This window comes from Cupriavidus oxalaticus (assembly GCF_016894385.1).
GTDB lineage: Bacteria > Pseudomonadota > Gammaproteobacteria > Burkholderiales > Burkholderiaceae > Cupriavidus > Cupriavidus oxalaticus.
The window spans coordinates 2173556-2198666 of the sequence record NZ_CP069812.1 but is presented as its reverse complement, the minus strand read 5'-3'; the positions used below and the strand labels follow the sequence as shown (position 1 = coordinate 2198666).

The window sequence follows — 25111 nt, the reverse complement described above, 5'->3', positions numbered from 1 at the left end:
CGGATTCGCAAGGTTCCGGCGCCTGCGCCGGAACCGATGGCTGAAGGGATATCAAGGGGCAGAGATGGATTCACATCATGGGGGCGAGCCGGCTGGCGCCGGGCTCTCGGTCAAGGCAGTGGAACTGGTGGTCGCGCTATGCCTGCTGGCCGGCGCGATCGTCGTGATCTGGAGCAACTACAGCATTGGCGCCGGCTGGGCGCCGGACGGGCCCGAAGCCGGCTACTTCCCGATGCGCGTCGGCATCATCGTGCTGGCCTGCAGCGTGCTGGTGGCGATGCAGGCGCTGCGCGGCGACGGCAAGGCGGTCTTCGCGACCTGGCAGCAACTGCGGCAGGTCGGCGTGATCCTGCTGCCGCTGACGGGCTATGTCGGCCTGATCGGCATGCTCGGCATCTACGTGGCGTCGGCGGTCTTTATCGTCGGCTTCATGGTGTGGGTGGGCAAGTCGGGCTGGCCCAGGGCGCTGCTGACCGGCGCCGGCATCAACCTGTTGCTGTTCTGGATCTTCGAGATCCAGTTCCGCGTGCCGCTGCCCAAGGGGCCGCTGGAAGCTGCGCTGGGCTACTGAGGAGGCGCGATGGAAGAAATGAACGCATTGATGGGCGGCTTCGCGGTCGCCCTGTCGTGGCAGAACGTCGGCCTGATGTTCGCCGGCATCCTGCTCGGGATCGTGGTCGGCGTGCTGCCCGGGCTGGGCGGCCCCAACGGCGTGGCAATCCTGCTGCCGCTGACGTTTTCGATGGACCCGGTCTCCGCCATCATCATGCTGTCCTGCATCTACTGGGGCGCCCTGTTCGGCGGCGCGATCACCTCGATCCTGTTCAATATCCCCGGCGAGGCCTGGTCGGTGGCGACGACCTTCGACGGCTATCCGATGGCCCAGCGGGGCGAGGCCGGCAAGGCCCTGACCTCCGCCTTCACCGGCTCCTGCCTCGGCGCGATGGCGGGGGTGCTGCTGATCACCTTCCTGGCGCCGATGGTGGCGAAGTTCGCGCTGCGCTTCGGGCCGCCGGAGTTCTTCGCGGTGTACCTGCTGACGTTCTGCAGTTTCGTCGGCATGGGCAAGGAGTCCAAGCCGAAGATCCTGATCGCGATGTGCCTGGGCTTTATCCTGGCGGCGGTCGGCATGGACACGGTCTCGGGCACGCTGCGCATGACCTTCGGCTCGCACGAGCTGCTGCGCGGCTTCGACTTCCTGGTCGCCGTGATCGGGCTGTTCGGCATCAGCGAGATCCTGATGACGATGGAGGAGGGCGTCGCGTTCCGCGGCAAGCAGGCGCGCATCGACCTGAAGGTGGTGCTGAAGACCTGGGCCGAGCTGCCGCGCTACTGGATGACCGTGATCCGCTCGTCCGTGATCGGCTGCTGGCTTGGCATCACCCCGGGCGGCGCCACCGCGGCCTCGTTCATGGGCTACGGCGTCGCCAAGCGCATGGCCAGGAACCCGGACTCGTTCGGCAAGGGCAACGTCGAAGGCGTGGTGGCGCCGGAAACCGCGGCGCACGCCGCCGGCACCAGCGCGCTGCTGCCGATGCTGGCGCTCGGCATCCCGGGCTCCGCCACGGCAGCGGTGCTGCTGGGCGGCCTGATGATCTGGGGCCTGCAGCCGGGGCCGCTGCTGTTCGCCGAGCAGGGGCCGTTCGTGTGGGGGCTGATCGCCAGCATGTACCTGGGCAATATCGTCGGCCTGATCGTGGTGCTGTCGACCGTGCCGCTCTTTGCCGCGATCCTGCGCATCCCGTTCTCGATCATCGCGCCGCTGATCCTGGTGATCTGCGCGATCGGCGCCTACACGGTGAACGGCGCGCTGTTCGACGTCTGGCTGATGCTGGTCTTTGGCGTGATCGGCTATGTGCTGAAGAAGCTGGACTATCCGCTGGCGCCGATGGTGCTGGCGCTGGTGCTGGGCGACCGCGCGGAAGACGCCTTCCGGCAGACCATGCTGGTGTCGTCCGGCGAACTGGATGTGTTCTGGTCGAACGGGCTGGTCGGCACGATCATGGGCCTGGCGATCTTCGTGCTGGTGTGGCCGCTGGTGAGCGACCTGCGCAGCAAGGCCCGGGCCAAGGGAATCGCCTGACTTCCGGGGGGCTGGGGAGTCCGCGCATCGCCGTGATGCGCGGTTTTCTTTCGTCTTCGCGATTTGCGGGGACGGTGATGCATTGCGCTTTGGACACTGCGGTGGCATGAACGTGCTGATTGTGCGCTCTCTCTCCCGCTTGCGGGAGAGGGGAGCAAACAAGCAGGAAAATCGGGGTTCTTGTCCATGATGGCTAGCGCGCCGCCGCGCTGCGCTTGTTTCCGTCCGGGTACACGGCCGCCTGGAATGGTTCGAGCCCGATCCGCGCGACCACGTCGACAAAGCGCTCGGCATCGCTGTCGCGGTGCGCAAGGTAGGTGCCGATCAGCCGCTCGACCACATCCGGCACCTGCTCCTGCGCGAACGACGGGCCGATGATGCGGCCGATCGCCGCGCCGCCGCCGGCGTGGCCATGCTGGCTGTCCGCGCCGTTCTGCCGTCCGCCGATGGTGACCTGGTACCAGGCTTCGCCGGCCTTGTCGACGCCGAGGATGCCGATATGGCCGACATGGTGGTGCCCGCACGAGTTGATGCAGCCCGAAATGTTCAGGTCGAGCTCGCCGATGTCGTGCACGTAGTCGAGGTCCTCGAACCGCTGCTGGATCGCTTGCGCCAGCGGAATCGACACCGCATTGGCAAGCGAGCAGAAGTCGCCGCCCGGGCAGGCGATGATGTTGGTGATCCTGCCGACGTTGGGCGTGGCGAGGCCCGCCCCATCCAGCGCGCGCCACAGCGCGGGCAGGCCGCTGCGCCGCACGTCGGCCAGGATCAGGTTCTGCTCGTGCGAGACACGCAGCTCGCCGAAGCCGTGGCGCTCGGCGAGGTCGGCCATCAGCTCCATCTGCTCGGCGGTGATGTCGCCGGGCGCGCGGCCGGTTGCCTTGAGCGATGCGGTCACCGCGGCGTAGCCCGGTACGCGGTGTGGATGGACGTTGCTGCGCAGCCAGAGCCGGAATGCGCGGTCGGTCCGGGCGAGTTCGGCGCTTTCATCGGCGTCATGCGCCGCTTCCGGGTCATAAGGCGGCACCGTGAAGCGCGCCGCCACCGACGCGACGAAGTCTTCGGTGACCGTATCCGGGCCGCCCCGGATGCGCTGCCACTGCTCCGCAACCTGTTCGCGGAAGACCTCCGGCGTGAGGTCCTTCACCAAAATCTTGATGCGCGCCTTGTACTTGTTGTCGCGCCTGCCATGCAGGTTGTAGACGCGCAGCGTGGCCTGCAGGTAGGTCAGCAGGTCCTGCCACGCCACGAAAGGATTGATCAGCTTGCCGACCATGGGTGTGCGCCCCATGCCGCCGCCGACCCACACGCGAAAGCCGGCCTGCCCGTCTTCTTCCACCGCCTGCAGCCCGATGTCGTGGACGCCGACCGCGGCCCGGTCGGTGGTGGCGCCGCTGATCGCGATCTTGAACTTGCGCGGCAGGTAGGCGAACTCGGGATGCAGCATCGACCATTGCCGCACGATCTCGCACCACACCAGCGGGTTCACCAGCTCGTCGGGCGCGATGCCGGCGAAATGGTCGGTGGTGGTGTTGCGGATGCAGTTGCCGCTGGTCTGGATGGCATGCATCTGCACGGTGGCGAGTTCCGCGAGGATGGCAGGCGCGTCTTCCAGGCGCGGCCAGTTGAACTGCAGGTTCTGCCGCGTGCTGAAGTGCCCGTAGCCGCGGTCCCAGCGGCGGGCGATCTCCGCCAGCTTGCGCAGCTGCCGCGACGCCAGCATGCCGTAGGGGATGGCCACGCGCAGCATGGGAGCATGGCGCTGGATATACAGCCCATTCTGCAGCCGCAGCACGCGGAACTCTTCCTCGTCGAGCTCGCCATCCAGGAAGCGGCGGGTCTGGCCGGTGAACTGCACGACCCGTTCGTCGACCAGCCTCTGGTCGATCTCGTCATAGACATACATGGTGAAGATCTCCTCGCGCCCGCGCGCTAGTCTTTGGCCCGTGCCCGTTCGATGGACATGTCGGTCGGCATCATGTTGAGGTCGGCGTTGTGCATCACCCACAGCGAGCCGGCGACGACGATGACGATCAGGAAGCCGGTGCAGGCGAAGATGGCGGTATTGCCGCGCTGGCCGGGACCGGTGCCCAGGTGCAGGAAGTACACCAGCTGCACCAGCAGTTGCGCAACGCAGAGGCCCACGACCAGCGCGATCGCGGCGTGGCTTGGCAACGCGCCGGTCATGACCGCGGCAAACGATGCCACGGTAAGCGCGACCGACAGCAGCAGGCCGATGGTGTAGCTGCGCACGCTGCCGTGGAGGGCGTGCTCGCCCGGATGGACGGAATGCAGATGGGACGGCTTCATGCGAACTCCCGCAGGTAGACGAAGGTAAAGACGCAGATCCAGACCAGGTCCAGGAAGTGCCAGAACAGGCTCAGGCACGCCAGCCGGCGGCGCACGATGTCATCGAGGCCGAAACGACGGATCTGGTGGATCATCACCGCCAGCCAGCACAGGCCCGCGGTGACGTGCAGGCCGTGGGTGCCGACCAGCGTGAAGAACGCCGACAGGTAGGCGCTCACGCCCGGGCCGGCGCCCTGGTGCAGCAGGTGGGCGAACTCGTAGACCTCCATGGCGACGAACACGGCGCCCAGCACGAAGGTGGCCGCGAGCCAGCGGATCATGCGCGGCGCGGCATTGGCGTCCTGCCGCAGCATGGCCAGGCCGAAGGTGTAGCTGCTCAGCAGCAGCACCATGGTTTCGGCGAACACGAACGGCAGCTCGAACAGTTGCTGCCCGCCGGGCCCGCCCGCCGTGTTGCCGGACAGCACGCCGAAGGTGGCGAACAGCACCGCGAAGATCAGGCAGTCGCTCATCAGGTAGAGCCAGAAGCCCAGCGTGGTATGGGCGCCGGCATCGTGATGGCCGTGGTCGGCGGCGTGTGCCGCAGTATGTGCAGCGTGGTGCGTGGCGTCGGGGCCCGGATGGTGCAGGGTAGAAGATAGCGTCGGGTTCATGGCTCAGGCAGCTTGCTGCAGTTGGGCGTAGCGGGCGCGCTCGATGCGCTCGACTTCGGCGGCCGGGACGTAGTAGTCCACGTTGCGGTCGTAGCTGCGCAGCACGAAGGTTGCGATCGCGCCAACCAGCCCGGCGATGGCGACCAGCCACATGTGCCAGACCAGCGCGAAGCAGGACACCAGCCCGAACACGGACACGAGGAAGCCGGCCGCGGTGGGACGTGGCATGTGGATGTCCTCGTAGCGGGCCGGCTGGCGCCATGCGCGTCCGGCTTCCTTGTCGTCCCAGTGCTGCTCCAGCGAGGTGATGTGGGGCACCCTGGCGAAGTTGTAGAACGGCGCCGGCGATGCGGTCGACCATTCCAGGCTGCGGCCGTCCCACGGGTCGCCGGTCAGGTCCTGGTTCTGCTTGCGGTCGCGGATGCTGACGGCCAGTTGCACGATCATGGCCAGGATGCCGGCGCCGATGACGAAGGCGCCGATCATCGCCACCACCAGGTAGGGATGCCAGTCGACGTTGGCGTAGTGGTTCATCCGGCGGGTCATGCCCTTGAAGCCCAGCACGTAGAGCGGCATGAAGGCCAGGAAGAAGCCGGTCAGCCAGCACCAGAACGACACCTTGCCCCAGAACTCGTTCAGCCTGAAGCCGAACACCTTCGGGAACCAGAAGCTGATCGCCGCCAGGCAGCCGAACAGCACGCCGCCGATGATCACGTTGTGGAAGTGGGCGACCAGGAACAGGCTGTTGTGCAGCACGAAGTCGGCGCCCGGCACCGCCAGCAGCACGCCGGTCATGCCGCCGACCGCGAACGTCACCATGAAGCCGATGGTCCACATGGTTGAGGTATGGAAGCGGATCCGGCCCCGGTACATGGTGAACAGCCAGTTGAACAGCTTCACGCCGGTGGGGATCGAGATGATCGACGTCATGATGCCGAAGAAGGCGTTGACGTTGGCGCCCGAGCCCATGGTGAAGAAGTGGTGCAGCCAGACGAAGAACGACAGCACGCCGATCGACGAGGTCGCATAGACCATCGACTTGTAGCCGAACAGGGGCTTGCGCGAGAACGTGGCGATGATTTCCGAGAACGCGCCGAACGCGGGCAGGATCAGCACATAGACCTCGGGGTGCCCCCAGATCCAGATCAGGTTCACGTACATCATGGCGTTGCCGCCCAGCTCGTTGGTGAAGAAGTGCATGCCGAGGTAGCGGTCGGCGGTGAGCAGGGCCAGCGTGGCGGTCAGCACCGGAAAGATGGCGACGATCAGGATGTTGGTGATCAGCGCGGTCCAGGTGAACACCGGCATCTTCATCAGGGTCAGGCCCGGAGCGCGCATGCGCAGGATGGTGACGATGAAGTTGATGCCGGTCAGCGTGGTGCCGAGCCCGGATATCTGCAATGACCAGATGTAGTAGTCCACGCCGACGGTCGGGCTGTAGCCGAGCTCCGACAACGGCGGGTAGGCCACCCAGCCGGTCGCGGCGAAGTCGCCGACGAACATCGACAGCATCACCAGCACCGCGCCCATGGCCGACAGCCAGAAGCTCAGCGAGTTGACGAACGGGAAGGCCACGTCGCGCGCGCCGATCTGCAGCGGCACGATCACGTTCATCAGCCCCACCACCAGCGGCGTGGCCACGTAGAAGATCATGATCACGCCGTGGGCGGTAAAGATCTGGTCGTAGTGGTGCGGCGGCAGGTAGCCGGCGGCGTCGCCGTAGGCGACGGCCTGCTGCGTGCGCATCAGGATCGCGTCGGCGAAGCCGCGCAGCAGCATGACCAGGGCCAGGATGATGTACATCACGCCGACCTTCTTGTGGTCGACCGAGCAGATCCATTCGGTCCACAGGTACTTCCACTTTCCGTATCGGGTAATGGCGCCGAGCAGCGCGGCGCCCAGCACCAGCACCACGGCCAGCGTCCCCATGATGATCGGCTCGTGATAGGGGATGGCTTCGAGGTTGAGTTTTCCTAGCATGTCATTGCTCCAGGCGGCCGGGGAGCGCCGACGGGACGCGTTGGAAGGCCTGCAGAGATTCGGGGGTGTTCGCGCGGCAGATTGCGCCGTTGGCCTGCATATACTTGTCGACGACCTGGTCGAACAGCTTGGGCGTCACCGATGCGTAGAGCGTGACGGGGTCCCTGGTGCTGGGCTGCTCCAGCGCGCCGTAGGTGTTCGCGTCAAGCGCGTGGGCCGAGGCCCGTGCCTTGCCGATCCACGCATCGAAGTTCTCGCGCGAGGTCGCCAGGGTCTTGAAATGCATGTCCGAGAAGCCCGCGCCGCTGTAGGCCGCGGACTGGCCGAGATAGACGCCCGGCGTGTCGGCGATCAGGTGCAGGCGGGTCTGCATGCCGGCCATGGTGTAGACCATGCTGCCAAGCTGCGGAATGAAGAACGCATTCATCATCGATTCCGCGGTCAGCCGGAAGTTGACCGGCGTGCCGACCGGGATGGCAAGCTGGTTCACCGAGGCGACGCCGTATTCGGGATAGATGAACAGCCATTTCCAGTTCAGCGCGATGACGTCGACCTGCAGCGGCCTGACCTCGGACTCCAGCGGCCGATAGGGGTCGAGCTTGTGCGTCGAATCCCAGATCAGCACGGCCAGGCAGGCCACGATCACGCACGGGATGCCCCACACCACGATCTCGATTTTGGTCGAGTGCGACCACTTGGGCGCGTAGGTCGCGCGCGTGTTGCTCTCGCGGTAGCGCCAGGCAAACCACAGCGTCAGGAAGATCACCGGGATGACGACCATCAGCATGACGAACAACGCGATCAGGATCAGCGATTTTTCCTGTGCGCCGATGCTGCCCTTGGGATTGAGCAGTTCGAGGTTGCAGCCGCTGAGCAGGGCGCTCAGCCCGGCGGCCAGCAGCAACGCGCCGATGCGGGGCGGCAGGGCGGGCGATGGGCTGAGGCTGGGGGAAGGGTGGGGCAACGGGCCTTGTCGATCTTTGTTTGCCAGCCCGGCGGTAGGTTTGAGCATGTCGGACACCTTGGTTACGGATTACCGAAGGCATCCGGCCACGCGCTCCGATTCAAGTGCTGCGTCAGCCCGCGGCTGCGGGCTTGTATGGATTCCCTCGACAATGTCTGGCATGCTAGTCGAAGACAAGACCCATACATCGAGGAAAGTTTTGGGGGCAGAATCCATACAAGATAGCGAAAGCGCTGCCCGGATCACCGGCCAGTGGGATCTGCGGATCACTGCGTCCGGTGGGGTCCGGTACCTGCAGATCGTCGACTTCATCGAGCGGGCAATCGGCGAGGGCCGCCTCGTGGCCGGCGACCGCGTGCCGCCGCAGCGCAGCCTGGCGCAATCTCTCGGCGTGGACCTGACGACAGTGACGCGCGCCTATAACGAGGCGCGGCGAAGACAGCTGATCGAAGCGAGGGGCGCGCTCGGCACCTTCATTGCCGCGCCGCGTGCGGAACTCGCGCGCGTGGTCGACATGAGCATGAACGTGCCGCCGCCGCCGGCGGGCGTGGATTTCCCGGACCTGTTGCGGCGCGGCCTGAACCAGGTCCTGCTGCGCAGCGACCCGCACCTGCTGATGACCTACCAGCTTGGCGGCGGCAGTGCGTCGGACCGGGCGGCCGGGGCGCTCTGGCTTGCGCCGATCTTCGGGCAGGTCGACACGGCGCGGCTGGTGGTGTGCCCCGGCGCCCAGGCTGCGCTGGCCGCCGTGATCCTGAGCTGGACCCGGCCCGGCGAGGCAATCGTGACCGAGCCGCTGGCCTATCCGGGCATCCGCGCCGCGGCAGCGCAACTGGGCCGGCGCGTGGTGGTCGCACCGTGCGATGCGGACGGGATGCTGCCCGACGCGCTCGCCGCGGCCCGCGCCGCAGGCGCCACGCTGGCCTACCTCAACCCGACCGCGCAGAATCCGACCACGCACACCATGCCGGCCTCGCGCCGGGCAGAGATCGCCAGCGCCGCGCACCGATGCGATATCGCCTTGCTGGAGGACGACCCGTACTGGCTGCTGACGCCGTCGGCACCGCCGCCGCTCGCCACCTTTGCGCCCGAGCGCACCTGCTACGTCGCGACGCTGTCCAAGGCGCTCACGCCGGGCCTGCGCACCGCGTACGTCCTGTTGCCGGAGGGCAGGAGTGGCGACGACCTGCTGGCTTCGCTGCGCGCCTTCGCGCTGATGGCCGCGCCGATGACCGCGGCGCTGGCCACGCAATGGATCCGTGACGGCTCGGCCATGCAGCTGCTCGACGGCATCCGCACCGAAGCGCTGGCGCGGTGCGCGCTGGCAAGCCGATGGCTGAGCGGGATCGGCCAGCTGCCGCCCAGCGCCATCCACGTCTGGCACCGCCTTCCCGCGCAGTGGTCGGCGCAGCAGCTCACCCGGGCCGCGCTGGCGGAAGACCTGCGGGTCACGCCTTCCGACGCGTTCTGGGACGGGCCCAATGCGCCCAATGCCATCCGCATCTCGCTGGGCGGCGTCGACAATCACGCGCAGCTGTCGCTGGCTCTGAGGAAGCTGGCGGCATTGCTCGAGCGCCGGCCAGCGTCTGGGGTCGAGATGGTGGTGTGAACCAGCCTCGCGCAAGCAGCGCCGGTATCAGGCCTCTGAAACGAAGTTGATCACCGCGTCGGAAAACTCCGCCGGCAATTCCCAGTTCGACAGATGCGCCGCATTGAGCGCGAGGTAATCGGCGTTGGCAATGCCTTCAGCCAGCTCGCGCCCCTGTTCCGGCGTGGTGGCGGCATCCTGGACGCCGGCGATCACCAGCACGCGCGCATCGATGCCGGGCAGCAGGCCGCGCAGGTCGGCATCGCGCACCGCGGCGCAATTGGCGACATAGCCGTCGGCATCGGTCGAGGCGAGCATCGACAGCACCGGTGCCATGCGCGCCGGATCGCCGGCGAGCGCCGCCGGGGTGAACCAGCGGGCCAGCACGCCCTCGGCGATGGCCACCATGCCTTCGGCCCGCACGCGCTCGATGCGCGTGTTCCAGCCGGAAGCCGGGCCGATCAGCGCCGCGGTGTTGGCCAGCACAAAGCGGCCGAAGCGTCCGGGGTGATGACGTGCCAGCCAGATGCCGGTCATGCCGCCCATCGACAGGCCGCAGAAATGTGCGCGTTCGACGCCGGCATGGTCCATCACGGCCAGCACGTCGGCGCCCAGTTCGGCCATGCCGAACGGCGCGTCAGGCACGGCAGAGGCGCCGTGGCCGCGCGTGTCGTAGCGCAGCACGCGGAAGCGCTCCAGCAGCGCCGGCATCTGCGGGTCCCACATCGACAGGCTGGTGCCGAGCGAGTTGGACATGACCAGCGCCGGCGCGCCGGCCGGGCCCTGGAGTTCGTAGTGCAGGCGCAGCCCGTCACGGGTGGCAATGCTCATTAGGGCGGCCTCTCTCAGCGAATCGAAGACGGATGCGGCGCCAGCGGCGTGACGGCGATTTTCATGTACGGGAACAGCGGCAGGGCCGACAGCAGGTTGTGCAGCGCCTCGTTCGACTCGACGTCGAACACGCTGTAGTTGGCATACTCGCCGACCACGCGGTAGAGGTGCAGCCATTTGCCCTGGCGCTGCAGGTCCTGCGCGTAGGCCTTCTCGCGCGCCTTGATTTCGTCGGCCTGCGCGGCGGGCATGTCGGGCGGCAGGTTCACGTCCATTCGTACCAGATACAGCATCGGGTTCTCCTTGTTCCAGTCTGATGGTGATTTCAGGCGCGACGATAGTGCGCCAGCTTGTCTTCGTCGAGCGCGATCCCCAGCCCGGGCCCTTGCGGCAGGTGCAGCGCAAAGTCGCGGTACACCGGCCGCTCCAGCACGATATCGTCCTTCAGCAGCAGCGGGCCGAACAGCTCGGTGCCCCAGGCCAGCTGCGGCAGCGTGGCGAAGCCGTGGGCCGCGGCGATGGTGCCGACGCTGCCTTCCAGCATGGTGCCGCCATACAGCGCGATGCCGGCCGCGTCGCCGACCGCGGCGGTGCGCAGCATGCCGAAGATGCCGCCGGACTTGGCGATCTTCAGCGCGAACACGTCGGCGGCGCCCAGTCGCGCCAGTCCCATCGCGTCCTCGGGGCCGCACACGGCTTCGTCGGCCATGATGGGCACGACAAAGCGCGCCGCCAGCCGGGCCAGCGCGGTGCGCTGCTCGCGCGGCGTGGGCTGCTCGATCAGGTCGATGCCGGCGGCTTCGAGCATGGCGATGCCGGTGGCGGCCTCCGCTTCGTTCCAGGCCTGGTTGACGTCGACGGTGACGCGGGCGCGGTCGCCCAGCGCGCGCTTGATCGCGGACACATGGGCCACGTCCTCGCGCACGCCGCGCCGGCCGATCTTGAGCTTGAAGGTGTCGTGGCGGCGCTCGGCCAGCAGGCGTTCGGCCTCGTCGATGTCGCGCGCGGTATCGCCGCTGGCCAGCGTCCACAGCACCGGCAGCGTGTCACGCACGGCGCCGCCCAGCAGCGTCGACAGCGGCACGCCCAGGCGCTTGCCCTGCGCGTCGAGCAGCGCCGTTTCCAGTGCCGACTTGGCGAAGCGGTTGCCGCGCGCCACCTTGTTCAGCCGCGCCATGGCGGCATGCACATTGGTGGCGTCCTGCCCAATCAACGCCGGCGCCAGGTACGTGTCGATGGTCAGCTTGATGCCCTCGGGGCTTTCATCGCCATAGGACAGGCCGCCGATGGTGGTGGCCTCGCCGATGCCTTCCACGCCGTCGGCGCAGCGCAGGCGGACGATCACGAGGGTCTGGCGCTGCATGGTCGCCATGGCGAGCTGGTGCGGGCGGATGGTCGGCAGGTCGACCAGGATGGCCTCGATCGACTCGATGGTCGTGGAGCTGGATTGGGTTGCCACTTTCATACCTTCCTGATGCAGTTGAACGTTGCATCGGAGTATGGAGGGCTATTTTTCAGCTGTCCAAGACCGTTGTCGTCTGATTCGATACTTAGAGAGTATGGATTGCCGCCGGCGCCTTATTCCTTCTGAGGGGGCAGGTAGGCCATGCCTTCTTCCTCGTAGAGCTGGTAGATCATGTCGCGCAGGGAGTGCAGGTCGGCCGACTCGTCCATCATGCGGGTGCTCATGATGATGGGCGACACCAGCTTGGGATCATCCAGTTCCTTGTAGGTCACGTCATCCCGCTTCAGGCCGTAGACGCTGCTGGGCACCACCGAGATGCCTTCGCCCATCGCCACCAGCCCGAGCGCGATCTGCAGCTCGCGCACCTCGTGCAGCCGGCTCGGCTTCAGCGCGCGGTCGTGGAAGGCGGCCAGCACCTGGTCGGCAAAGCTCGGACGCGGCGCCTTGGGAAAGATGATCAGCGGCTCGCCCACCAGGTCGTGCAGCGCGAGCTGCGGTTTGGCCGCCGCCAGCGGGTGCCCGACCGGCAGCGCCACGATCATGCGCTCCTCGCGCAGCACCACGCGCCGGACCGACGGGTCTTCATGCCGGATGCGCCCGAAGCCCACGTCGATGCGGCCCTCCTTGAGCGCCTTGATCTGGTCCATGGTCGACATCTCGTGCAGGCTCAGTTCCAGGTCGGCGTGCATCTGGCGGAAGCGCCGGATGATGCGCGGCAGCATGCCGTACAGCGTCGAGCCGACAAAGCCGACCGACATCTTGTGCTCGATCTTGCCGACCCGCTTGGTCATCGCCTGCAACTCGGCGGTCTGGGCCAGCAATTGCAGCGCGTGGGTGTAGAAGTAGCGCCCGGTATCGGTCAGCTTGAGCGGGCGCGAGTGGCGCTCGAACAGTTGCACGCCCAGGTCCTCCTCCAGCTGCTGGATCTGGCGCGACAGCGGGGGCTGGGCGATATGCAGCCGCTCGGCCGCGCGGGTGAAGTTGCGTTCCTCTGCCACGGCCACGAAGTAACGCAGGTGCCGCAATTCCACGACTATACCTCCAGGGTATCAAGCGGATACTAAATCAGTGTTGGACTGCAAAAACAGGCGTTGACTATGCTCCATCCGTGCCCGGAAAACAAGCTTGATACCTGCAAGGCATCGACCGGGAACCCCACCACAAATATGGAGACCCTCATGACTCACTCGGAAATCGACGCCCTGGTCCACAGCTTTATCGTCGCCACGGGCACGCAAGGCACGCCCGACCCGCGCGTACAGCAGGTGGTCGTGCGCCTGACCGCGGACCTGTTCAAGGCGATCGAAGACCTCGACCTGAGCGCCAGCGAAGTCTGGAAGGGCATCGAGTACTTTGCCGAGGCGGGCGCGACCCAGGAACTGGGCCTGCTCGCCGCCGGCCTGGGGCTGGAACGCTTCCTCGATGTCCGCGCCGACGAGGCCGAAGCCCGCGCCGGGCTGGCCGGCGGCACGCCGCGCACCATCGAAGGCCCGCTGTACGTGGCCGGCGCGCCGGAAAGCACCGGCTTTGCCCGCCTTGACGACGGTGGCGACGATGGCAAGGGCGAGGTGCTGTTCATGCAGGGCACGGTGTACGGTGCCGACGGCAAGCCGCTGCCGGGTGCCAAGGTCGAGGTGTGGCATGCCAACCTGATGGGCAGCTACTCGTTCTTCGACAAGACCCAGTCGCACTTCAACCTGCGCCGCACCATCGTCACCGATGCCAACGGCCGCTACCAGTTCCGCAGCAACGTGCCGACCGGCTACGGCTGCCCGCCGCAAGGCACGACCCAGCGCCTGCTGGACCGGCTCGCGCGCCATGGCCAGCGGCCGGCGCATATCCACTTCTTCGTGTCGGCGGACGGCCACCGCAAGCTGACCACGCAGATCAATATCGACGGCGACAAGTACCTGTGGGATGACTTCGCCTTCGCCAGCCGCGAGGGGCTGGTGCCGGCGGTGAACCGTATCGCCGACGCCGCCGCGCTCGACCAGCACGGCGTGGACCAGCCGTTCGCCTCGATCGACTTTGACTTCCGGCTGCTGCCCGAGCAGGAAGGCGCGCCGCCCGCCGAGGTGGAGCGCCTGCGCGCTGCCGCCTGAGTGAGACAAGGCCGCCCGCGCTCGCGGGCCGGCAGATCCAGTCCGGGCGCGCATCTGCCACACATCCGCAGCGCCGGCCCGGCAACAAGACCAGCAGGAGACAACTCCCATGATCCCGATCTATCCGGCGGGGACGGCCCCCGTTCGCCCTGAAGTCATGCAACACGTCACGCAATCCCGGCGACTCGACCTCGATGACTTCCTGGTGGAAGACAAGGCCAGCGGCGACTACCGCCTGCATCGCGCGGCCTTCACCGACGAAGACCTGTTCGAACTGGAGATGAAGCACATCTTCGAGGGCAACTGGATCTACCTGGCGCATGAAAGCCAGATCCCGAACAACAACGACTACTACACCACCCATATCGGCCGCCAGCCGGTGGTGATCGCGCGCAACCGGCAAGGCGAGCTGAACGCCTTCATCAATGCGTGCAGCCACCGCGGCGCGATGCTGTGCCGCCACAAGCGCGGCAACAAGGCCACCTACACCTGCCCGTTCCACGGCTGGACCTTCAACAACAGCGGCAAGCTGCTGAAGGTGAAGGACCCCGAGAACGCGGGCTATCCCGAGTGCTTCAACAAGGAAGGCTCGCACGACCTGAAGAAGGTGGCGCGCTTCGAGAACTACCGCGGCTTCCTGTTCGGCAGCCTGAACGCCGACGTGCCGCCGCTGCAGGACTTCCTGGGCGAGGCGGCACGCATCATCGACATGATCGTCGACCAGTCCGCCGACGGGCTGGAGGTGCTGCGCGGCTCCTCCACCTACACCTTCGAGGGCAACTGGAAGCTGCAGGCCGAGAACGGTGCCGACGGCTACCACGTGTCGGCGGTGCACTGGAACTACGCCGCCACCACCAGCCACCGCAAGCAGAAGAATGCGGGCGACCAGATCCGCGCGATGGACGCGGGCAAGTGGGGGCAGCAGGGCGGCGGCTTCTATGCCTTCGAGCATGGCCACATGCTGCTGTGGACAAAGTGGGCCAATCCCGAAGACCGTCCCAACTTCAGCCGCCGCGACGAATTCGCCGCGCGCTGCGGCGAGGAGACCGCGGACTGGATGATCCAGAATTCGCGCAACCTGTGCCTGTATCCCAACGTCTACCTGATGGACCAGTTCGGCTCGCAGATCCGCCTGCTGCGCCCGCTGGCCGTCGACAAGACCGAGGTCACGATCTACTGCATCGCGCCGAAGGGCGAATCCGACGAGGCACGCGCGCGCCGCATCCGCCAGTACGAAGACTTCTTCAACGTCAGCGGCATGGCCACGCCGGACGACCTGGAAGAATTCCGCGCCTGCCAGCAGGGCTACGCCGGCCAGGCGCTGGCCTGGAACGACATGTGCCGGGGCGCGAAGCACTGGATCGACGGCGCGGACGAAGCCGCGCAACGCATCGGGCTGAAGCCGGTGATGAGCGGCGTGCGCACCGAGGACGAGGGTTTGTACACCGTGCAGCATCGCTACTGGCTGGACGTCATGAAGAAGGCCGTGGCGGGGCAGGCTGCGCACGCCGCGAATGAAGCAACGAATGCCGTAACCAACGGCACCGAAGGGAGCGCAGCATGAGCACCGCCGACATCACGCCCGACACCGTCGTCGACAAGCCGGTCGACCTGGCCGCCATCCGGGCCTTCCTGTACCGCGAGGCACGCCTGCTCGACGACGAAGCGTGGGACGAATGGGTCGAGTGCTACCACCCGGAGGTGAAGTTCTGGATGCCGTGCTGGGACGACGACGGCAAGCTCATCACCGACCCGCAGCGAGAGATCTCGCTGATCTATTACCCGAGCCGCCAGGGGCTGGAAGACCGCGTGTTCCGCATCAAGACCGAGCGCTCCAGCGCCACCATGCCGGACACGCGCACCAGTCACAACCTGAGCAATGTCGAGCTGCTGGACGTCGACGGCGACACCTGCACCGTGCGCTTCAACTGGCACACGCTGAGCCATCGCTACCAGACCACGTACAGCTACTTCGGCATGTCGCGCTACCGGCTCGACCTCTGCGGCGCGCAGCCGCGCATCCTGGACAAGTATGTCGTGCTCAAGAACGACTACATCAACCAGGTCATCGACATCTATCACATCTGATCCAGGCTGGAGGACCGCGCCATGGAACACACCATCGCCCTGCAATTCGAGGACGGCGTCACGCGCTTCATCACCTGCGGTGACAACGAGACCCTGTCCGACGCCGCCTACCGGCAGCAGATCAACATCCCGCTGGACTGCCGCGACGGCGCCTGCGGCACCTGCCGCGGCCTGTGCGAGTCGGGCAGCTATGACCTGCCCGAGTCGAGCTATATCGAGGACGCGCTGACCGCCGAGGAAGCGGGGCAGGGCTACGTGCTGGCGTGCCAGACGCGCCCGCGTTCGGACTGCGTGATCCGCGTGCCGGCATCGTCGGCGGCGTGCAAGACCGGCGTCGCGACCTACCAGGGGACGCTGGCCGAACTGGAATCGCTGTCCGATTCGACCATCAGCTTCGCCATCGACCTGGACGATGCCGCCGGCGTGGACTTCCTGCCGGGGCAGTACGTCAATGTCGAGATCCCGGGCACCGGCCAGACGCGCTCGTATTCCTTCAGCTCCGCGCCCGGCAGCGCGCGCACCGGCTTCGTGGTGCGCAACGTGCCGGACGGCAGGATGAGCACGTGGCTGACCAGCGAGGCCAAGTCCGGCGAGCGCGTGGCGTTCTCCGGGCCGTATGGCAGCTTCTACCTGCGCCCCGTGACGCGTCCGGTGCTGTTCCTCGCGGGTGGCACCGGCATTGCGCCGTTCCTGTCGATGCTCGACGTGATGGCCGCCGGTGATTGCGCGCATCCGGTGCGCATGGTCTACGGCGTCACGAACGATATCGACCTCGTGGGGCTGCCTCGCATCGACGCCGCCCAGGCCGCCTTGGCCACGTTGGGCGGCTTCGAATACCGTACCTGTGTTGCGGATCCCGCCAGCGGCCACGCGCGCAAGGGCTACGTCACCGCGCACGTCGAGCCCGAATGGCTCAACGGTGGCGATGTCGACATCTACCTGTGCGGCCCCGTGGCGATGGTGGAAGCGGTGCGCGGCTGGCTGCAGCAGAGCGGCATCACGCCCGCGGGCTTCTACTACGAGAAGTTCTCGGCCAGCAACGCGGTGTGACGAAGGAGGGCAACGACATGAGAAGCTCCGCACGATTCGCCGGCAAGGCGATGATCGTCACCGGCGCCGCGCAGGGCATCGGCCGCGGCGTGGCGCTGGCCGCCGCCGCAGAGGGCGCGTCGGTGGCGCTGGTCGACCGCTCGGCGCTGGTCGATGAAGTCGCCGCCGAGATCGCTGCCGGCGGCGGCAGGGCCATCGCCGTGCATGCCGACCTGGAAACGTTTGCCGGCGCCACGCACATGGCGCAGGCGGCGGAGGCCGCCTACGGCCGCATCGATATCCTCGTCAACAATGTCGGCGGCACGATCTGGGCCAAGCCGTTCCAGTTCTATGAAGCGGACCAGATCGAGGCCGAGATCCGGCGCTCGCTGTTTCCCACGCTGTGGTGCTGCCGCGCCGTGCTCCCCGGCATGGTCGAGCGCCGGCAGGGGGTGATCGTCAACGTGTCGTCGATCGCCACGCGCAGCATCCACCGCGTGCCCTATGCGGCGGCCAAGGGCGGCGTCAATGCGCTGACCGCCAGCCTGGCCTTCGAACACGCGCACGAAGGCATCCGCGTCAACGCCATCGCCACCGGCGGGACCGAGGCGCCGCCGCGCAGGATTCCACGCAACACCGAGGCGCAGGGCGAGCAGGAGGCGGGCTGGTACCAGGCCATCGTCGACCAGACCCGTGACAGCAGCCTGATGCACCGCTATGGCACGATCGATGAACAGGTGCATGCGATCCTGTTCCTGGCATCGGACGAAGCGTCCTATATCACCGGCACGGTCTTGCCGGTCGGGGGCGGCGACCAGGGCTGAGCGCGAGCGGTTGAGCCAGCCAGTCCAGCGCGGCTGGGGAACACGCGCTCGCCTATAGTGAACGCAGCCATGCAGCCAGCCGGCCCTCGGGGGCTGCAGCGGCCGCGGGAGGCGAGCCATGCAGATTGCGTCGATCGACACCATCGTGCTGCGCGTGCCATTCACGGTCGGCGGGGTCTCCGCCGCCGGCGTGTGGGGCGGGGCAGGCTTGCAGGCCGCCGATTCGCTGCTGCTCCGGGTCACCACGGACGACGGCATCGTAGGCTGGGGCGAAAGCTTCGGCTTTATCGGCATCCCGATGGTCAAGGCGGCGCTCGACGAACTGCTGGCGCCCGCGTGCCTCGGCATGGATGCCACGCAGCCCGAGGCGCTCGGCCTGGACCTGCAGCGCCGGTTCCACGTCTTCGGCCGCGGCGGCGCCATGATGTACGGGCTGTCGGCGCTAGATATCGCGCTGTGGGACATCTGCGGCAAGGCCGCCGGCCTGCCGCTGTACCGGCTGCTGGGTGGAACGCGGCGGGAACAACTGCCCGCGTATGCCAGCCTGATCCGCTACGCCGACCGTGAGGCGATCGCGGCCAACACGCAGCGCGCGATCGCCGACGGCTACCGCAGCGTCAAGCTGCACGAGGTCGACCTCGCTGTCATACGGGCCGCGCGCGCGGCGGCCGGGCCGGATATCGAAATCACGCTCGACGTGAACTGCCCCTGGTCGCTGGCCGAGGCCATCGACATGGCGCGCGCGCTGGCGCCGCTGTCGCTGCGCTGGCTCGAGGAGCCGCTGTGGCCGCCGGAGAACTACGCCGGCCTGGCCGCGTTGCGCCGGCAATGCGGCATTGCCGTTGCGGCGGGTGAGAACGCCTCGACGCTGATGGACTTCCACCAGATGCTCGGCGCCGGCGCGGTCGACGTCATCCAGCCGAGCCCGGCCAAGATGGGCGGCATCAGCGCGCTGCGCAAGGTGTTCGCGCTGGCCGAGGCGCACAACACGCAGGTGATGATCCACACCTTCTACGACGGCCCCGGGCTGCTGGCCAGCATCCATGCCACGGCGGCGCTCGGCGACGCGCGTGCCATGATCGAATGGCGCTACTTTGACATGGAGGCCCGGGTGCTCGGCGATGCGGTGGTGCCGCGCGACGGCATGATCCGGGTGCCGGACGGGCCGGGGCTGGGCATCGATCCCGATCCGGAAGTGATCCGGCGCTACCAGGTCGGCTGATTCCGGTTGCTCCAGCCCTGCATGGCAAAAGTTGCCTGCAGCCCAACGGTTTCACGCAAATGCAGGGCCGGGGCCAACACCGCGCCCATTCCGCCACACCAGCGTCAGTTTGCGCCTGGCGAACCCGCACGCCGTTCCATTCCCGCGACGCGCATCCCCAGTCCGCTTAGAAATGTCATGCGGGGCATGTACGCTGCACATCCGGCAAACCTGGCAGCAAACTTGCTTGTCAAGTGCATGTAGCCGGCAGGGGACACATCCGTTGGGAGAAGCCATGCATCAAGCACGCATCACCGCGCATAAAGGGATTCTGGTCGTCGAACTGGTGCCTGACCAGGCGAACGGCGACGGCACCTCGACCGACAAGCTCCGCAACCTGGCCACGGTCATCCATGACACAGGACGGCACCTCGGCGTTTCAGAGGAAGCCCTGGCGCTGCTGAAGATGGTGAAGCGCGGCCTCGACCGCATCGGCGACTTTGCCTGGTTCAGCAGCGACGACGGCAAGGATCATTTCGCCTGGTTGGGCGGCCCGAAGCGGCTGGTGAATCCCACTTCAGTGGCGGCTGCCCGGGACTACGCGATCCTTGCGCACCGGGTCATTCCGAACCATGTGCCGGACGGCGCCAGGATGGCGATCGAGACGAACTTCTGAGTGCCGCAGCATTAGCGGCCTTCAGCGCTTGCTGCCGGCCTGCGCCGCGAACGTCCGCCATTCGCGGAACACGGCGTCGAGGCATGCCGCGGTCTCGCAGCTGTCGCGCTTCTTGCGGAACGCGGCAACCTCGGCCTCCGTAATCGTGCCGGCCTTCAGCAGACGCTGCTGGTCGGCATAAATGCGCTGGTAGCCCATCGAAAACAGCGCCGACTCGCAGATCAGCCGCTGCGAGGGCACGCGGCCGGCAGGCGCGGTGGACGGGGCGCAGTCGATATCGGTAGCGGCATGGGCGGCGCCGGCGAGAACCAGGGCAACCAGGGCAGCGGCGGCAATCCAGCAATGCATGAAGCGGAACAGGGGCGTATGAAGTTGGGCCGATTCTAGCGGATGTTATCTATCGGGACGGTTCCGGCCCGGCGGCGGCCGTTGCCGGACGCTGCGCAGCGCGCTGGCGCTGGCGCTGGCGCCGTGCGCCCGCAGGCCTACTGTTGCCCCTTGGCCAGCCGCATCGGATCCACCAGCCGGTCGAACGCCTCGCCGCTCAGCAATCCCAGCGCGATCGCCGCTTCCCGCGGCGAGATCCCTTGTGCAAGCGCGAGCTTGGTGATCTGCGCCGCGCGGTCATAGCCCAGCACCGGGTTGAGCGCCGTGACCGCCAGCAGCGGATTGTCCAGGTTGCGCGCCAGCCGTTCAGGGTTGACGTCCAGCCCCTGCACCAGCCGCAGTGCGAACACGCGCGCGCCGTCGGCCAGCACGCGGATCGACTGCAGCACGTTGTAGATCAGCACCGGCTTGGCCACGTTCAGCTCGAAGCTGCCGGAGGCGCCCGCCATGGTCACGGTGACGTGGTTGCCGGCCACCTGCATGGCGGCCTGCGCCACGACCTCGGCGATGGTCGGGTTGCGCTTGCCGGGCATGATCGACGAAGTCAGGCCATCGTCGGGCAGCACCAGCTCGCCCAGCCCGCAGCGCGGGCCCGAGCCCAGCCAGCGCAGGTCGTTGGCGATCTTGGTGAAGGAGACGGCAATCACGTTGAGCACGCCCGACAGCTCGACCAGCGCATCGTGCGCGGCCATGCCCTCGACCTTGCAGGGACTGGAGCGGAAGGCCTGGCCGGTCAACAGGCTGGCTTCCTCGCAGAAGGCTTCGGCAAAGCCCGGCGGCGCGTTCAGGCCGGTGCCGGCGGCGGTGCCGCCTTGCGGCAGCACCAGCAGGCGCGGCAGGGTGCCGCGCACGCGTTCGATGGCGTTGTCGATTTGCGCGGCAAAGCCGTCGAAGGCCTGCCCCATGGTCATGGGCACGGCATCCATCAGGTGCGTGCGCGCGATCTTGAGCACATCGGCAAAGGCCTGGGCACGCTCGCGCAGGGTGTCGCGCACCACCACCAGGGCGGGCAGCAGCCGGTCTTCCAGTTCCAGCACCGCGCTCAGGTGCATGACCGTCGGGAAGCTGTCGTTGGAAGACTGCGACGCGTTGACGTGATCGTTCGGATGCACCGGCGCGCGCGTGCCCAGCGGCTGGCCAAGCCGCTCGTTGGCGCGGTTGGCGATGACCTCGTTGGCGTTCATGTTGGTCTGCGTGCCCGAGCCGGTCTGCCAGACCGTCAGCGGGAAATGGCCGTCGAAGCGGCCGCTGCGCAGCTCGTCGGCGGCGGCGACGATCGCCTCCGCGATGGCCGCGTCGAGCACGCCGCAACGCAGGTTGGCGCGGGCCGCCGCCATCTTGTGCACGCCGAAGGCATGCAGCAGGCAGTCGGGAAAGCGCTCCTCGCCGATCTCGAAGATTGCCAGCGCCCGCTGCGTCTGGGCGCCCCAGTAGCGGTCGGCGGGGATGTCGACCGGACCGAAGGCGTCGTGTTCTACGCGATATGCCGTCATGGTGCTCGGTCCGGCGCTCAGTCCAGGGAGATATTGGCCTTGGCCGCCACCGCCTTCCAGCGCGTGATCTCGGCCTGGGTGTGCTTGCCGAACGCGCTGGCGGTGTACTGCTCCGGCGGCAGCAGCTGGATCGCCTGCGCCGACATCTTGCCGGTGAAGGCCTGGTCGGCCATGACCTTCAGGTAGGCCTGCTGCATCTTGTCGATGACGCCCTGCGGCGTGCCCCTGGGCGCGTAGATGCCGTACCACGTGCTGGCCTCGAAGCCGGGCAGCCCCGATTCGGCCAGCGTGGGCACGTCCTTGAGCTGCGCCACGCGGGTCGCCGATGTCACCGCCAGCGCCCGCACCTTGGATTCGGTGATTTGCGGCAGCGCGGTATTGGTCTGGTCGAACATGCCGTCGACCTGCCCGCCGATCACGTCGATCAGCGCCGGCCCGGCCCCCTTGTACGGCACCAGCGATACCTGCATGCCCGCCGACGCCGCGAACAGCGCCGCCACCAGGTGCGAGGTGGAACCCATGCCGGCGTTGCTCAGGTTGAGCTTGCCCGGGTTCTTCTTGCCCAGCTCGACCAGGTCGCGCACGTTTTTCGCGGGATGGTCCTTGCGCACCATCAGCACCATCGGCGTATCCGGGAAGCGGAACACCGGCGCGAAGTCCTTGACCGGGTCGTAGGGCAGCTTCTTGTACAGCGCCGGCGCGGCGCCCATGTAGCCCATGTGCCCGACCAGCATGGTGTAGCCGTCAGCCGGCGCGCGCGCGGCCTTGGCCGTGCCGACGGTGCCGCCGGCGCCCGGCGAGTTGTCGATGATGATCGACTGGCCGACCTCGCGCGAGACCCGCTCGGCAATGGTGCGCGCCAGCGCGTCGGTGGGGCCGCCGGCGGCGAACGGGACGATCCAGGTGATCGGCTTGCCGGGCCAGGCCTGTGCCATGGCCGGGGTTGCGGCCACGGCCGTGGCGAGCGCCAGCGCCGCGCACGCGGCCGCTTTGCGGATGGGGTTCATGGGTTGTCTCCCTGGTTTGGAATGATGATGTGCGAGCCTGGTGCCTCAGGCCGCGGATTGTTCCCGGGACAGCGCGACGGCGCGGTCGACCATCTGCGGCGCGAGGCCGAGGTAGTTGGCCGGATCGGTCATCCGGTCGATGGCGGCGCGGTCGAAGTACCTGGTGACGGCCGGCAGCGCGGCCAGCGCGTCGGCCAGCGTGCCGCCGTGCTCGTTGACGGTGCGGCAGGCGTCGTAGACCACGTCGTGCGCCTGCTGGCGGCCGATATGCGAGGCCATCCCCATCATCACGGCCTCGGCCACGATCAGGCCGTTGGAGATGCCGAGGTTGTGCTTCATGCGCGCGGCGTCGACGATCAGGCCGCCCAGCGCAAACTTCGCCTGGTGCAGTGCGCCGGCGGTCAGGATGAAGCTCTCCGGGATGGCGATCCATTCCGCATGCCAGGGCCCGGTGGCGCGCTCGAAGTCCTGCACCATCGCGTCGACCATCAGGCCGGCGTGCTGGCGCACCGCCTTGGAAGCGGCCAGCATCAGCTCGCTGGAAATCGGGTTGCGCTTCTGCGGCATGGTGCTGCTGGCGCCGCGGCCCTTGACGAAGGGCTCGTACACCTCGGCGAATTCGGTCGACGCCATGATCATGATGTCGAGCGCGATCTTGCCCAGCGAGCCGGTGACGAGTGCGAGCAGGTTGACCGCTTCGGCAAGGCCGTCGCGCGCCACGTGCCAGGTGGTGGCCGGCACGCCCAGGCCCAGTTCCTGCGCCAGCGCTTCCTGCACCGCGAAGCCCTTGTTTTCACCTTGTGCGCCCAGCGATGCCAGCGTGCCGGCGGCGCCGGCGAACTCGACCACGGCCACACGCGGCCGCAGTTCGGCCAGGCGCTGCTGGTGGCGGTCGAACATCGCCAGCCAGATCGCCGCCTTGTAGCCGAACGTCACCGGCAGCGCCTGCTGCAGGTGGGTGCGGCCGGCCATCGGCGTGTCGCGGTGCTTGATGGCCAGGTCGGCCAGGATGCCGCGCAGCGCGCGGATATCGGCGTCGATGCTGTCGAGCGCGTCGCGCACCTGCAGAGCGACCGCGGTGTCCATGATGTCCTGCGTGGTGGCGCCCCAGTGCACGTAGCGCCCGGCCTCGCCGCACATCGCCACCAGCTGGTGTACCAGGGGCAGGATCGGATAGCCGACAATGTCGGTTTCCTCGCGCATGTGGTCGAGGTCGATGCGCTCCAGGCGCGACTCGCGGGCGATGACCTCGGCCGCTTCCGCGGGGATGATGCCGACCCTGGCCTCGGCTTTGGCGAGTCCGACCTCGACCTCGATATAGCGCTGGATCAGGGCCATATCGGAGAAAATCTGGCGCATGCCGGCGGTGCCAAACGCATCGCGGAACAGGATCGAGTCGACGACGGTGCTGGCCGTGGGGGCAGTGAACAGGGTCATGTGGCTACCTTGAGAGCAAGAGGGTAGTTCGTTAATATGTTCGAACATATCCAGCATTAAATATGTTCGAACATATTTAGAAAAGGAGGGTAAACCCGCGTCCGCACCAGGCCGCGGGCAGGCGGTCATGAGCAAAACCAATCCGGCAGAGATCAGCAGGCAACTTATCGAGGGCATCACGACGGGCCGCTACGCGGTCGGCTCGCTGCTGCCCACCGAATTCGAGCTGTGCGAGCAGTACCAGGCCAGCCGCTACACCATCCGCGCGGTGTTGCAGGAACTGCAGCAGCTGGGGCTGGTGTCGCGGCGCAAGAACGTGGGCACGCGCGTGGAATCGGCGCGGCCGCGGCCGGTGTTCCGGCCCTCGCTGGCGTCGGTGGACGACCTGGTGCAGTTCGGCGCCGAGCACCTGCGCGTGGTGCAGTCGGTGGAGGAAGTGGCGGTGACCGCCGGGGTGGCGGCCGAAATCGGCTGCGCGCCGGGTGCGCGCTGGCTGCGGATTTCCAGCCTGCGGATGGATGGCGGCAAGGACGGCACGCCGATGGCCTGGACCGACGTCTACGTGGATCCGGCCTATGCCGAGCTCGGCGAGCTGGTGCGCGCGTCGCCGGACATGCTGGTGAGCGCGCTGATCGAGTCGCGCTATGACCGGCAGATCGCGGAGATCCACCAGGACGTGCGCGCGTTCGCGATCGGGGACGGGCGTATCGCCGAAGCGCTCAGGCTCGAAGCGGGCGCGGCCGCGTTGAAGATCGTGCGGCGTTACCTGGACGCCGCCGGCGAGATTTTCGAAGTCTCGGTGACCGTGCACCCCGCCGACAGCTTTTCTGTTTCGATGCGCTTGCAGCGCTCGGCGGGGTAGGGGGCAGCAAGCCGGCAGGTAAACAAAAGCTCGCCACAAACATCATGGCGAGCAGTACTGCATTGTCTCCACTGCAGCGCGATCGAGCGCCCTGAAGTGCTTCCGGAAGAGAGACAGCCAGGTCCGGAGGG

The 25111-nt window shown here is 67.4% G+C and carries 24 protein-coding genes; 11 read left to right on the top strand and 13 right to left on the bottom strand.

The genetic code is table 11. The annotated features are described in order from the left end of the window. The first annotated feature begins 64 nt into the window (after positions 1-64). Both JTE92_RS22560 and JTE92_RS22555 read left to right on the top strand, forming a co-directional pair. Positions 65-571: a tripartite tricarboxylate transporter TctB family protein gene (locus tag JTE92_RS22560; RefSeq protein WP_063237971.1), complete on the top strand. Its 507-nt coding sequence runs from the start codon at positions 65-67 to the stop codon at positions 569-571. Positions 572-580: 9 nt separating this feature from the next. Further along, positions 581-2083, top strand: a complete 1503-nt coding sequence (locus tag JTE92_RS22555) for a tripartite tricarboxylate transporter permease (RefSeq protein ID WP_063237970.1) — start codon at positions 581-583, stop codon at positions 2081-2083. Between the two features lie 193 nt (positions 2084-2276). Here the strand turns inward: JTE92_RS22555 and JTE92_RS22550 are convergent, their stop codons facing one another. From JTE92_RS22550 to cyoA, 5 genes are read right to left on the bottom strand one after another with little or no spacing between them, the layout of a single operon-like run. Then, on the bottom strand, positions 2277-3989 hold the full coding sequence (locus tag JTE92_RS22550) for a nitrite/sulfite reductase (protein ID WP_063237969.1): 1713 nt from the start codon (positions 3987-3989) through the stop codon (positions 2277-2279). Between the two features lie 26 nt (positions 3990-4015). Next, complete coding sequence (gene cyoD, locus JTE92_RS22545) at positions 4016-4393, bottom strand: cytochrome o ubiquinol oxidase subunit IV (protein ID WP_063237968.1); 378 nt, start codon at positions 4391-4393, stop codon at positions 4016-4018. Next, positions 4390-5046 (bottom strand): cytochrome o ubiquinol oxidase subunit III, encoded by a 657-nt coding sequence (gene cyoC / locus JTE92_RS22540; protein ID WP_063237967.1) that lies wholly within the window; start codon positions 5044-5046, stop codon positions 4390-4392. The genes cyoD and cyoC overlap by 4 nt, the downstream gene beginning before the upstream one ends. Before the next feature lie 3 nt (positions 5047-5049). Beyond that, positions 5050-7026, bottom strand: coding sequence for a cytochrome o ubiquinol oxidase subunit I (gene cyoB / locus JTE92_RS22535; protein WP_063237966.1), 1977 nt, complete (start codon positions 7024-7026; stop codon positions 5050-5052). A 1-nt stretch (position 7027) separates the two neighbouring features. Then, positions 7028-8038, bottom strand: a complete 1011-nt coding sequence (cyoA, locus tag JTE92_RS22530; protein ID WP_063237965.1) for a ubiquinol oxidase subunit II — start codon at positions 8036-8038, stop codon at positions 7028-7030. Positions 8039-8189: 151 nt separating this feature from the next. On the opposite strand from cyoA, the gene JTE92_RS22525 reads away from it, so the two are divergent. Continuing rightward, entirely contained in the window at positions 8190-9599 is a 1410-nt protein-coding gene (locus JTE92_RS22525) for an aminotransferase-like domain-containing protein (protein WP_232353301.1), read from the top strand. A 27-nt stretch (positions 9600-9626) separates the two neighbouring features. On the opposite strand, the gene pcaD is transcribed toward JTE92_RS22525, so the two are convergent. The 4 genes from pcaD to JTE92_RS22505 all read right to left on the bottom strand — a co-directional run bounded on the left by pcaD (position 9627) and on the right by JTE92_RS22505 (position 12905). After that, positions 9627-10409 carry a 3-oxoadipate enol-lactonase gene (gene pcaD / locus JTE92_RS22520; protein ID WP_063237964.1) on the bottom strand — a complete coding sequence of 261 codons (783 nt, stop codon included), beginning with the start codon at positions 10407-10409 and terminating at the stop codon, positions 9627-9629. Between the two features lie 14 nt (positions 10410-10423). Beyond that, positions 10424-10702 (bottom strand): muconolactone Delta-isomerase, encoded by a 279-nt coding sequence (catC, locus tag JTE92_RS22515; RefSeq protein WP_063237963.1) that lies wholly within the window; start codon positions 10700-10702, stop codon positions 10424-10426. A gap of 32 nt (positions 10703-10734) precedes the next feature. Next, positions 10735-11874 (bottom strand): muconate/chloromuconate family cycloisomerase, encoded by a 1140-nt coding sequence (locus JTE92_RS22510; protein ID WP_063237962.1) that lies wholly within the window; start codon positions 11872-11874, stop codon positions 10735-10737. A gap of 113 nt (positions 11875-11987) precedes the next feature. Beyond that, entirely contained in the window at positions 11988-12905 is a 918-nt protein-coding gene (locus JTE92_RS22505; RefSeq protein WP_063237961.1) for a LysR family transcriptional regulator, read from the bottom strand. A gap of 147 nt (positions 12906-13052) precedes the next feature. Here JTE92_RS22505 and catA point away from each other — a divergent pair, with 147 nt between their 5' ends. From catA to JTE92_RS22470, 7 genes are all read left to right on the top strand, one after another. Then, positions 13053-13976, top strand: coding sequence for a catechol 1,2-dioxygenase (gene catA / locus JTE92_RS22500; protein ID WP_063237960.1), 924 nt, complete (start codon positions 13053-13055; stop codon positions 13974-13976). Between the two features lie 109 nt (positions 13977-14085). Continuing rightward, positions 14086-15540, top strand: coding sequence for a benzoate 1,2-dioxygenase large subunit (gene benA / locus JTE92_RS22495; RefSeq protein ID WP_063237959.1), 1455 nt, complete (start codon positions 14086-14088; stop codon positions 15538-15540). After that, positions 15537-16064, top strand: a complete 528-nt coding sequence (gene benB, locus JTE92_RS22490; RefSeq protein ID WP_063237958.1) for a benzoate 1,2-dioxygenase small subunit — start codon at positions 15537-15539, stop codon at positions 16062-16064. Before benA ends, benB begins: the two co-directional genes overlap by 4 nt. A 21-nt stretch (positions 16065-16085) precedes the next feature. Further along, entirely contained in the window at positions 16086-17114 is a 1029-nt protein-coding gene (gene benC, locus JTE92_RS22485) for a benzoate 1,2-dioxygenase electron transfer component BenC (RefSeq protein ID WP_063237957.1), read from the top strand. 17 nt (positions 17115-17131) lie between these two features. Continuing rightward, entirely contained in the window at positions 17132-17917 is a 786-nt protein-coding gene (locus tag JTE92_RS22480; protein ID WP_063238086.1) for a 1,6-dihydroxycyclohexa-2,4-diene-1-carboxylate dehydrogenase, read from the top strand. 118 nt (positions 17918-18035) lie between these two features. Further along, positions 18036-19139: a mandelate racemase/muconate lactonizing enzyme family protein gene (locus JTE92_RS22475; protein WP_063237956.1), complete on the top strand. Its 1104-nt coding sequence runs from the start codon at positions 18036-18038 to the stop codon at positions 19137-19139. Between the two features lie 274 nt (positions 19140-19413). Beyond that, positions 19414-19794: a hypothetical protein gene (locus tag JTE92_RS22470; protein WP_063237955.1), complete on the top strand. Its 381-nt coding sequence runs from the start codon at positions 19414-19416 to the stop codon at positions 19792-19794. A 21-nt stretch (positions 19795-19815) separates the two neighbouring features. Here the strand turns inward: JTE92_RS22470 and JTE92_RS22465 are convergent, their stop codons facing one another. The 4 genes from JTE92_RS22465 to JTE92_RS22450 form a co-directional block, all read right to left on the bottom strand. Continuing rightward, positions 19816-20142, bottom strand: a complete 327-nt coding sequence (locus tag JTE92_RS22465) for a hypothetical protein (RefSeq protein ID WP_063237954.1) — start codon at positions 20140-20142, stop codon at positions 19816-19818. Positions 20143-20279: 137 nt separating this feature from the next. Beyond that, complete coding sequence (locus JTE92_RS22460) at positions 20280-21674, bottom strand: class II fumarate hydratase (protein ID WP_063237953.1); 1395 nt, start codon at positions 21672-21674, stop codon at positions 20280-20282. Positions 21675-21691: 17 nt separating this feature from the next. Next, on the bottom strand, positions 21692-22681 hold the full coding sequence (locus JTE92_RS22455; RefSeq protein WP_063237952.1) for a tripartite tricarboxylate transporter substrate binding protein BugD: 990 nt from the start codon (positions 22679-22681) through the stop codon (positions 21692-21694). 45 nt (positions 22682-22726) lie between these two features. Then, positions 22727-24118, bottom strand: a complete 1392-nt coding sequence (locus JTE92_RS22450) for a class-II fumarase/aspartase family protein (RefSeq protein WP_063237951.1) — start codon at positions 24116-24118, stop codon at positions 22727-22729. A gap of 127 nt (positions 24119-24245) precedes the next feature. Here JTE92_RS22450 and JTE92_RS22445 point away from each other — a divergent pair, with 127 nt between their 5' ends. Next, positions 24246-24980 (top strand): GntR family transcriptional regulator, encoded by a 735-nt coding sequence (locus JTE92_RS22445; protein ID WP_063237950.1) that lies wholly within the window; start codon positions 24246-24248, stop codon positions 24978-24980. Positions 24981-25111: the final 131 nt, after the last annotated feature.